This window comes from Megasphaera sp. AF13-6AC (assembly GCF_027685385.1).
Taxonomy (GTDB): domain Bacteria; phylum Bacillota; class Negativicutes; order Veillonellales; family Megasphaeraceae; genus Megasphaera; species Megasphaera micronuciformis.
The window spans coordinates 292-4,891 of the sequence record NZ_JAQCUN010000098.1 but is presented as its reverse complement, the minus strand read 5'-3'; the positions used below and the strand labels follow the sequence as shown (position 1 = coordinate 4,891).

Annotated in this window: 3 protein-coding genes; 1 reads left to right on the top strand and 2 read right to left on the bottom strand. The window is 46.1% G+C overall.

Translation table 11 applies throughout. The annotated features are described in order from the left end of the window. On the bottom strand, positions 1 to 1,219 hold a 1,219-nt coding region (locus PGX78_RS06150), incomplete at its 3' end, for a PEP/pyruvate-binding domain-containing protein (RefSeq protein WP_333523959.1). Between the two features lie 328 nt (positions 1,220 to 1,547). Between PGX78_RS06150 and PGX78_RS06145 the strand changes: the two genes are divergently transcribed. After that, positions 1,548 to 3,569, top strand: coding sequence for a transglycosylase domain-containing protein (locus tag PGX78_RS06145; protein WP_270445903.1), 2,022 nt, complete (start codon positions 1,548 to 1,550; stop codon positions 3,567 to 3,569). 81 nt (positions 3,570 to 3,650) lie between these two features. Here the strand turns inward: PGX78_RS06145 and PGX78_RS06140 are convergent. Next, positions 3,651 to 4,600, bottom strand: a 950-nt coding sequence (locus PGX78_RS06140; RefSeq protein WP_270445902.1) for a putative hydroxymethylpyrimidine transporter CytX, incomplete at its 5' end; no start/stop codon positions are given.

Below are 4,600 nucleotides of genomic sequence, written 5' to 3'. Positions count from 1 at the left end.
TTACAATGGCCTTGGCCTTCTTCATCGCCGGCACCCAGTCGGGAGCCGTCATGGTCGTAACTAGAATTTCTCCTTCTTTAAATTCATCAATACGCGAGGGATCCAAAATAACGTGAGCCTTACCTGCTGCTTTTCCGGGGCTTGCAGGCAAGCCTTTAACGACGACAACACGTTCCGACGTAACTTCCATGGTTTCACCTTCCGTTGCGGGTTTCTTTTCCTTATTTTTCTTCGACCAAACTGTTTCGGGACGAGCTTGGAGCAACCAAATCTTATCGTTCCGTTCATCAACGCCCCATTCCATATCCATGTAACAACCGTAGTGTTTTTCTATGGCTTTAGCATATGATGCCAATTCTTTAATCTGCTCTTCTGTCAAGACTTGCACCTTTTGCAAATCTTCAGGAACAGGCAATTCTTCGCAATCTCCACCGGCTTTGCGAACAAGTTGAATGGGCTTCGTATTTACCATAGTCGATACGATGCTTAAATCATCCTTTTTAACCCGGAAGTTATCGGGTGTAACAGTACCTTGCACAACATATTCGCCCAGGCCCCAAGCGCCTTCAATAGTAATCGTCGAATCGTCGCCGGTTACAAGGTCAACAGTAAACATGACACCTGCGCTCTTAGAGAATACCATCATTTGAATAGCTGCACTCAAGGCTACTTCCAAGTGGTCAAATCCTTTTTTCGTGCGATAGTATGTAGCTCTGTCCGTAAAAGTAGATGCATAACATTCTTTTACCTTCTGAATAACCATATCGGCGCCGCGTACATTCAAATATGTATCCTGTTGGCCGGCAAAGGATGCGTCAGGCAAGTCTTCAGCGGTAGCACTGGAGCGAACAGCCACGAAAGGATCCTGTTCGCCTACTTTTTGACCCAGCTCTTCATACCCTTTTCGAATCGATTCGGCCAATTTCGGCGGCATCGGAGCGGCACAGACGGCTTCACGAATCTTAGCTGTTACTATACGAAGTTGCACGGGATCTTCGACATCCGTCAATTCTTCAAGCATTTCTTTAATCTGTTTATCAAGACCTGTTTCGGTCATGAAATATCTATATCCTGCCGCTGTCGTAGCAAAACCGTACGGTACCGGCACGTTTGTAGCCGACGTCAATTCACCTAAAGACGACGATTTACCTCCGACTAAGTCCACATCTTCACGACGAAGTTCGTCAAACCATAAAATAAAAGCACTGTTTCTGTCCATGGCTCTACCTCCCGATAATCGGATATATTATTCGTAAACACTGAATTTATTACTTTGCTTCTTTATGGTATATTATTTAAATTTAAATGTCAACTACTTTATGCCAAAAGGTGTGTTTTTAGATATTTAGTATACTCTATATTTTATCTGCTGACTTTCCGAAAACTGCCATTATAGAGATTTATATGATATCTATGCCTTTTATCATATTTTTTCAAAATAAATTTCCCTTTCCTATATTAGATGATATATAATAGGAACGATAATATCGACGTAATATGCCTTAAACGGCCTTGCGCCTTAATCGAACACCCAATAGGAGGATATGATGTATACACCCAGACATAGAGTTCGAACGAAAAAGAAAGGGCCTTTTCGTTCTATTCGCGTCATGGCGGCTCTAGTGCTCGTCATTATTGCAGGCCTCATGTTCGGCTATATATTCGCGGCATACCAAAGCTTACCTGAAGTAGGTAATAACATGCGGCCTGCCGTTTCATCACAGGTTTTTGACAGTCAGGGAAAGCTGATTACGACTCTGCACTCCGATCAGAACCGGCTGCCCATTGATATTAACAAGGTCCCGAAAAACTTGCAGAACGCCTTTATTGCCGCCGAAGATAATCGATTCTACGACCATATCGGTGTCGATCCCATCGGGATTTTACGTGCCGTCGTAACCAACTTGACTAATCGCGGTATTGCTCAAGGCGGCAGTACGATTACTCAACAGTTAGCTAAGAATGCTTTTTTATCCCAAGACCAGACATTAAAACGTAAAATTCAGGAAGCCATCTTAGCTCTTGAATTGGAACGTAAGTACAGCAAAAAAGAAATTCTGGAAATGTACATGAATCAGATTTATTTTGGTCGCGGCGCTTACGGCATTCAGACGGCGGCCCACACATACTTCGGCAAAGATGTAGGCGATCTTACTCTGGCCGAATGCGCTATGATTGCAGGCCTACCGAAGAGCCCCAACTACTATTCCTCCAGTGTTAATGAAGCCACCGCCCGTAAAAACGTAGTGGTAGGCCAAATGGAAAAATACGGATACATTACACCTTCCCAAGCGGAAGAAGCTAAAAAATCAAGTCTGGATATTAAGCAAAAATCGACAAGCAATACAACGGACGAAACGGCATACTTCATCGACTATGTTACTCAGGAAATAGCACAAAAGTACGGTGACGACGCGCTTTACAAAGATGGATTGAAGATTTACACGACTCTTGATACGGATAAACAGCATGCAGCCGTTCAAGCTATGCGCCATCTCCCGGAAACACATACGGATGATCAGGGACTTACTCAACCGCAAGGAGCCATTATCTCTATTGACCCGAAAACAGGCCATATCCTTGCCATGGTCGGCGGCCGCGGCCAAGACAGCTTTAATCGTGCCAGCATGGCAGTTCGCCAACCCGGTTCGGCATTTAAGCCCTTCGTTTATATGACGGCTATGGAACACGACATGACGCCCGATACGATAATGGAAGATAAGAAGGTTGAATACGGCGGGTGGTCACCGCACAATGCCGACAACAGCTACCAGGGTCGCATGCCCTTATGGAAAGCCCTGGCTTTATCCGTAAATACGGTCGCCGTTCAATTAGCTGACAAGGTCGGCCCGTCCAATGTCATTGCCAACGCCAAAAAGCTGGGTATTACAACCTTGGTGGAAGACGGCAGTCCCAACGATGATAACTTGGCTTCAGCCGCCCTCGGCGGTTTGACCAAGGGCGTCACCCCGCTGGAAATGGCGGCAGCTTACGGTGCCTTTGCCAATAAGGGCGTATATATAAAGCCGACGGCTATCGTAAAGATTCTCGACCGCAACGGCAACGTTTTGGAAGATAACTCTTCGGATGTGCAAAAAACTCAAGTTATGTCCGAAAAGACGGCCTACGAAATGACCAGTATGCTCGAAGGAGTTATTACAAGAGGTACGGGTACGGCCGCTTCCATCGGCAGGCCGGCGGCCGGCAAAACCGGTACGACCGACGACAATCATGATGCTTGGTTTATCGGCTATACACCTGATATTGTGACGGCCGTTTGGGTTGGAGATGACACGGGAAGTCAAAGTCTCGGAGAAATTTACGGCGGTACTGTACCTGCACAGATTTGGCATGACTACATGGCTTCTGCCGTCAGCGGCACATCTGCTGATGATTTCGATGTCCCTGCCGGTATGGGAAAAGCTTACTACGAAGAACCTAAAGAAGCCGTCAAATCTGATAAAAAGAACGATAAAGAAGACAAAAAAGAAGAGTCCGCCTCAAAGGATGACTCTTCAAAACAATCCGTTTCGGACAAACCGCAAAAGCGAAAATCATCTAAGCGCTAAAAACGCTCCCGCCGACGGCACCGGAAAGTTAACCCCTACTTTCCGGTGCCGTTTTGTCAACGGGAGCGTTTTTTATTTTTTTTACGCAGCCTGTCGTTTATCTGTCACTTTATGAACAAGGACAGATAGTAGGACAACTGCAACAATTACGGGGAAGGTAATTCCCAAAGGGGTATCCCAATCGAGAAGTTGCCGATAAAGGCAAAAACCTATAGCCCATAAAACTAAATTCGTAAGATTCACACTCGTGTCTCTGCGGTCAGCATGCAATACAAAATAATCGGCTATTAAGACAGCTGTCATAGGGGCAAAGACAGAACCGATGAAATAAAGAAAATCCTGAAAAGCATCTGTATCGAAAAAGACAGCCAGTATCACGCCCAGAACACAGGTCACTAAGGCACAAGGCGTATCTTTTACTCGAGGAGAAATGGAAGAAGCGCTGATGCCGGCTGACAGAGCATCCAGAAAAGTCGTCGTAACGGTCGACAACAAAACGATTAAGATACCCATACCGCCGAGACCGGCAGCAGCCATAACCGCCGCCAAGTCATCACTTCCCAAATAAATAACGGCTCCCATACCGATAAAGAACATCCAACAGCTGGCTATAAAATAAGACAGGCAGGAACTGACCGTCACTTTCACGGGAGATTCGGCCGTACGCGTATAGTCGGCAATAAGAGGCAACCACGACAAGGGCATGGCTACAGCCAACTCTACTGCTCCGCCGAAGGTTATATCCCCGCTCACAGGTTGGGGAATACCGTCAAAAACAAGACGACTTAAAAACAGGGTGAGAAGAAGCAAGGCTGCCATAATAACACGGTTAACCTTATCCAAGTTCTTAATACCCAATAAAATCCAAAGAGCAATTCCTGCACCGGAGATAACACTCCACACTGCATTGCCCCAAGGCACTAAAGCATCCGCCGAAGTAGCCGCAGTCGCAATCATGACAGCTGTCCAGCCGATTAGCTGAATAACATTCAGCAAGGCAAACCAAAGCCTTCCCTTACTGCCGAAAGCCA

Bases quoted from the DNA above. Each gene is read 5' to 3' on its own strand.
- PGX78_RS06145 (WP_270445903.1), top strand. From the start codon at position 1,548: ATGTATACACCCAGACATAGAGTTCGAACGAAAAAGAAAGGGCCTTTT.